At 70.2% G+C, this 5,753-nt stretch carries 4 protein-coding genes; all 4 read left to right on the top strand.

The features are described 5' to 3' along the window. Nucleotides 1-199 precede the first annotated feature (199 nt). The 4 genes from VGR37_08735 to VGR37_08720 all read left to right on the top strand — a co-directional run bounded on the left by VGR37_08735 (nucleotide 200) and on the right by VGR37_08720 (nucleotide 5,736). Nucleotides 200-1,750 carry a S8 family peptidase gene (locus VGR37_08735; protein ID HEV2147476.1) on the top strand — a complete coding sequence of 517 codons (1,551 nt, stop codon included), beginning with the start codon at nucleotides 200-202 and terminating at the stop codon, nucleotides 1,748-1,750. A 22-nt stretch (nucleotides 1,751-1,772) separates the two neighbouring features. Further along, a complete protein-coding gene (locus VGR37_08730) occupies nucleotides 1,773-3,050 on the top strand; it encodes a hypothetical protein (GenBank protein HEV2147475.1) in 1,278 nt (425 codons plus the stop codon). 517 nt (nucleotides 3,051-3,567) lie between these two features. Beyond that, nucleotides 3,568-4,812 carry an acetate kinase gene (locus VGR37_08725; protein HEV2147474.1) on the top strand — a complete coding sequence of 415 codons (1,245 nt, stop codon included), beginning with the start codon at nucleotides 3,568-3,570 and terminating at the stop codon, nucleotides 4,810-4,812. 138 nt (nucleotides 4,813-4,950) lie between these two features. Then, complete coding sequence (locus tag VGR37_08720; protein ID HEV2147473.1) at nucleotides 4,951-5,736, top strand: ion transporter; 786 nt, start codon at nucleotides 4,951-4,953, stop codon at nucleotides 5,734-5,736. Nucleotides 5,737-5,753: the final 17 nt, after the last annotated feature.

Genomic DNA, 5,753 nt, shown 5'->3' with positions numbered 1-5,753 from the left:
GGCGTCTCCGCCCCACGCCGGAGCGCGCGTCCACTCCTGCGGGAGCCGCGAGCCCAGGCCCCGCCGGGAAATTGTTCCCAACTGTCCGTCTAGTTCCGCGGGTACCGAAGTTGCTCGGGCCGTGCGCTCGGAGGTACGCTTCCCTCCCGTTGCCCGACCTCCAGCCACACAACGCCGCCCCGACCACCCGGAGTCGATTATGAGCGAGCGCGAACGTCCCGACCGGCTCATGGGACACCAGGGAGCCAGCACCCCGCTTCCGGAGGAGAACCCGCGCAAGAAGCCCTTCCTCCCCGACACCCTGGACAGGACGGTCATCGCGATCCCGCTTCTCAAGGAGCTGGAGTCGATCCGCGGCACCGGCGAGGAGCGTCGGCCGATCGACGTGATCATAGACCTGAACCTGGAGTACCCGGGCGGCCGCAAGGAGGCGCGAGAGCGGGTGCGCACCCTGGTGCTGGAGGCGGTGGGGAGCGCCGGGGGCGACCCGGACCGCGAAGCGATCAACGAGACCAAGAGCGAGTTCAGCCCGCAGTACCTGTTCGCGCGAATGTCGGGCCCGGCGATCCGGAAGCTGGTCGAGCTGGACGGGAAGGGGGGCGGAGACGACGCCGGGATGCCGCACGCCATCTACCGCATCTGGAATGACTTCCAGATCGGGCCGCTGATCAGCCGCTCGGTGAGCACGGTCAAAGCGGACGCGGCCCGGGCCTCTTTCGCGGCGATGGGCGATGGGATCGTCTGGGCGGTGATGGACTCGGGGATCGACGGCGGGCATCCGCACTTCGAGCTGCACGACAACCTGAACCCGGGGGCGCCGCTGCAGCACCGCGACTTCACGGCGCTGAACGAGGCGCAGGGGCGCCCGCTGGAGGATCCCTTCGGACACGGGACCCACGTGGGCGGAATCATCGCGGGGGAGATGCTGGCGAAGGAGGGGAAGCCCATCCGGGCAACCATCCGGCTACGCGACGAAGAGGGGAACCCCACGAGCGAGGTGAAGGAACTGGAGCACATCTCGGGGATCGCGCCCAAGGCCAAGCTGCTCAGCCTCAGAGTGCTGGAGAGCGACGGAACCGGCCTGGCCAGCAGCCTGATCGCGGCCATCGGCTACGTAATGGAGCTGAACGGGCACGGGCGGCGGATCCGGGTGCACGGGGTGAACCTGAGCGTGGGCTACGACTTCGAGCCAGAGTGGTTCGCGTGCGGTCAGAGCCCCCTCTGCGTGGAGGTGGACCGGCTGGTCCGCTCCGGAGTCGTGGTGGTGGCGGCGGCCGGGAACACCGGCTACGGATTCACGGACACCGAAGCCCGCGGAGTCGTCTCCGCAGGGCTGGATCTCACCATCAACGATCCGGGGAACGCGGAGCTGGCCATCACGGTGGGCTCCACCCATCGCGAGATGCCGCACGTATACGGCGTATCGTACTTCTCGTCCAAGGGACCCACCGGGGACGGGCGGCTGAAGCCGGACCTGGTGGCGCCGGGGGAGAAGATCCTTTCCTGCGCCGCGCGGACTCCCGTGGTGGACGGCGCGCCGTGCCACTACCGCGAGGACAGCGGTACCAGCATGGCGGCACCGCACGTCTCGGGGGTCGTCGCGGCTTTCCTCTCCATTCGGAGAGAGTTCATCGGCAACCCGGAGCGCGTGAAGGAGATTTTCCTCTCCACCGCAACCGACCTGAGGCGGGACCGTTACTTCCAGGGACACGGGCTCGTGGACCTCATGCGCGCCATACAGTCCGTGTGAACCCCCAACCCGTGAGGTCTCCATGAAAGATCTTTTTGGCTTTCCCTACTTCGAGGTCGAGTTCGACAAGAAGGGCAAGGTGGTGGACCGTGCGGCGGCGGACGGGGTTCTCCGCCATGTGCGCAGCGAGGGCACAACCGACCTGTTCGTGCTGTCGCATGGTTGGAACAACGACATAGCGGAGGCGCGCGACCTGTACTCCAGGCTGGTGAAGCGGCTCCGCTTCGTGCTGGACTTCGCGGCGCCGGACGGGGTGGTCGGGCGGAAGTACGCGGTGCTGGGCGTGTTCTGGCCCTCCAAGAAGTTCGCCGACAAGGACCTGATCCCGGGCGGCGCAGCAAGCCTGGGACCGGTGGGTGACTCCGCGCTCAAGGTGGAGCTCCGCAACCTGCGGGGCGCGTTCGACGTTCGGGGCGCGGACACCAAGCTCAAGCGGGCGGAGGAGCTCGTGGACCGGCTCGACAGTCCGGACGCACAGAAGGAGTACGTGCAGCTCATGCGCGAGCTGCTCCCACGGGATGAGGGCTCGGCGGAGAAGCGGGACGAGGTCCCGCCGGCGTTCTATGAGCGCGCCCCCTCCACCCTGCTTCGCGACCTCGCCAAGCCGGAGCGCCCGCTTCCGGGTGGCCGTGGCGGTGCGGCGGGGCTGGGGAACGTGTTCGACAGGGTCAAGGTGGGGGCCCGCAACCTCCTCAACTTCGTCACGTACTACCAGATGAAAGAACGGGCGGGGCTGGTGGGGAGCACGGGCGTGAGCCAGTTGCTGCGCGACATCCGCGTCGCCGCGCCGCAGATCCGCCTGCACCTGGCGGGGCACAGCTTCGGGGGACGGCTGGTGACCGCGGCCGCCAATGCCGCCGACCAGGGAGCGGTCGCCACACTGACGCTCCTGCAGGCTGCCTTCTCGCATCACGGGTTCTCCACGGACTACGATCACAAGGGGAGCAGGGGCCTGTTCTGCGACGTGATTACCGCGAAGAAGGTGAAGGGCCCGGTGCTGATCACTCATACCGCCAACGACAGGGCGGTGGGGCTGGCCTACCCGCTCGCCTCCCGCATCGCCGGACAGCAGGCGGCCGCCCTGGGTGACAAGGACGACCCGTTCGGCGGGATCGGCCGGAACGGCGCCCAGAAGAGCAACGCCGTCGAGAAGTTCAGGCTGTCCCCGCTGAAGACCCGGTACGAGTTCGAGGGCGGGAGCCTCTACAACCTGCTCGCGGACGACTTCGTCTCCGACCACAGCGACGTGACGGACGAGGAGGTCGCGTACGCCATCCTGAGCGCAGTCGCCACGACCTGACGCCTGCTCGCCGGCCAGATCACCTGCCGGCCGCGTTCACAGCCCGCTGAGGCCGGGGCCCACCCCGCGAATCGGGTGGTTCGCACCCGTTGAAACTACGTTCGTCCCGGGGCCGTAGTGCGTTTCGGAGGAGGTCCCGATCTTCTCCATGCCGCACGAACCCGAGAATGCCGACGCTACCCCCGTACGTGAAGACGGGCACGGCTGAGGGGACGACCAACGTGGCAGCTTACCCATAGGACCGGCGCCGCTCCCCACCCGGGGGGCGGCGCCGTCGCTCGTGGCCGTTCCCTGGCAGAGCGCCTCCGCTGCCGGCCCGCGCGCCGCGGGGTTTCGGACACGGCCTCACGCCTGGCGAAGCAGCGCAGCGAGGTGTGTGCGACGGCGCAATCGAGAACGTCCTGCAATTTCGACGCAGCTCCGGGGAGTGCGACGGGCCCCGCGAGCGCGTATTCTGGAGCCACGACCCGCCAATTCCGCAGGCCGGGACTCACGAAGGCGCACCTGCAAGGCTCAGATGAACATCCTCGTCCTCAACGTCGGCTCCTCCTCGCTCAAGTTCCAGCTCGTCGACACGGACGAGAGCCACTTCTCCGCGAATACCGACCGGCGCCTGGCCCGCGGGCAGATCGAGCGGATCGGCGCCGAGGCGGTGTACGCCTTCCGCGCGGGCGACGGCGCTCAGGCCAAGGGGACGGCCCCCCTCCGCGACCACCGCGCCGCCGTGGAGTTCCTGCTGCAGTGGATCGTGGGGGACGAGTCCGGGGTCCCGGTGGGGAGCCTGGCGGAGATCGGGGCGGCGGGGCACCGGGTGGTGCACGGGGGGGAGCGGTTCGTCCGCTCCGTCGCCATCGACGAGGACGTGCTCCGGGGCATCGAGGAGACCATCGAGCTGGCGCCGCTGCACAACCCGGCCAACCTCAAGGGGATCCAGGCGGTGCGCGCCGTGCTGGGGCCCGCGGTCCCCCAGGTGGCGGTGTTCGACACCGCCTTCCACCACACCCTCCCCGAGCGGGCGTACCTGTACGCCATCCCCTACTCGCTCTACCGCCGGCACCGCGTGCGCCGATACGGCTTCCACGGCACCTCGCACCGCTTCGTCGCCTACCGCTACCGGCAGCTCACCGGCCGCTCGCGCGAGGACACCCGCATCGTGACCCTGCACCTGGGGAACGGGTGCTCGGCGTGCGCCATCTCCGGCGGCGTGTCGGTGGACACCTCCATGGGCTTCACCCCGCTGGAGGGGCTGGTGATGGGGACCCGCTCGGGCGACGTGGACCCCGCGGTGCTCGACTACGTCGCCGTGAAGGAGGGGCTCTCGCTCCCCGAGGTGGAGGCGCTCCTCAACAAGCAGTCCGGGCTGCTGGGGATCTCCGGGCTCACCAACGACATGCGCGAGCTGCTGGCGGAGGCCGAGGAGCACGACGACCGGCGCGCCTGGCTCGCCATCGAGATCTTCTGCTACCGGGCGCGCAAGTACCTGGGCTCGTACCTGGCGGCGCTAGGCGGGGCGGATGCCGTCGTCTTCACCGGCGGGATCGGCGAGAACTCCCCCGGGATCCGCGCGCAGATCTGCCGTGGGCTGGAGTGGGCGGGGATCCGCGTGGACGACGCCGCCAACCGCGCGACCGAGCGGGGGAGGGAGGGGCGCGTCAGCCCCGACGGCGCGGCGACGGAGGTGTGGGTGATCCCCACCGACGAGGAGCTGCTGATCGCCCGGGACACCTGGCGGGTGGTGCACGGGGTGGAGACGCGGTACTGAGCGCGGGAGTGCGAGGCGCGGGGAGGGGTCTCGCGCCGGCATCGGCGGTCGGGCGGCGGTCCCGTGGCCGCCGGTTTGCTCCTCCGCGCTGGAGCCCCGCAGGTGGCGGGCCCACAGTGCGACCGGGATGGGAGACCCGTGGAAGCGAAGCGCGGCGAACGACGCGAGCTGGACCGGGAGCGGTGGGAGCTCCTGCGCGAGGTGGAGGACTGGCTGGAGACGCCGATGGTCGTCCTCGGCTTCGTCTGGCTGGGGCTGCTGGTGGTGGAGCTGGTCCGGGGGCTCGGCCCGGCGCTGGAATGGGCGACGACCCTGATCTGGATCGTCTTCATCCTGGACTTCCTCCTGCGGCTGGTCCTCGCCCCCGACCGGACCGACTACCTGAAGGCCAACTGGCTCACCGTCGTCGCGCTGGTGATCCCCGCCTTCCGGGTGCTGCGCGTCGCGCGCGTGTTCCGGGTCCTGCGCGGGGTGAGGCTTGTGAAGGTGGTCGCCTCGCTCAACCGCGGGATGCGTGCCCTGCGGGGGGCCATGGGGCGCCGCGGGCTGGGCTACGTGGTGGCGCTCACGGTGCTGGTGGCGCTGGCGGGTGCGGCGGGGATGTACGCCCTGGAGCGCGAGGCGGAGGGGGGCGGGATCCGCAGCTTCGGCGACGCTGTGTGGTGGACGGCCATGATCCTGACCACCATGGGGTCGGAGTACTGGCCGCAGACCCCGGAGGGGCGGGTGCTGGCCTTCATCCTGGCCGTGTACGCCTTCACCATCTTCGGGTACGTCACCGCGGCGCTCGCCAGCTACTTCGTGGGGCGCGACGCGGAGAACGCCGAGGCGGAGGTGGCGGGGGAGGCCTCCCTCCGCACCCTGCACGAGGAGATCGCGGCCCTCCGCGAGGAGGTCCGCGCCCTGCGGGGCGGCGGGGAGTAAAGCGACGGCGGGGGGGG

This window comes from Longimicrobiaceae bacterium (assembly GCA_035936415.1).
Taxonomy (GTDB): domain Bacteria; phylum Gemmatimonadota; class Gemmatimonadetes; order Longimicrobiales; family Longimicrobiaceae; genus JAFAYN01.
The sequence above is the reverse complement of the archived record's forward strand: the minus strand, read 5'-3'. Positions and strand labels throughout refer to the sequence as shown.

What these genes read in the sequence shown, in the direction of transcription:
- VGR37_08735 (HEV2147476.1), top strand. Translation starts at nt 200, where the DNA reads ATGAGCGAGCGCGAACGTCCCGACCGGCTCATGGGACACCAGGGAGCC.
- VGR37_08730 (HEV2147475.1), top strand. Translation starts at nt 1,773, where the DNA reads ATGAAAGATCTTTTTGGCTTTCCCTACTTCGAGGTCGAGTTCGACAAG.
- VGR37_08725 (HEV2147474.1), top strand. Translation starts at nt 3,568, where the DNA reads ATGAACATCCTCGTCCTCAACGTCGGCTCCTCCTCGCTCAAGTTCCAG.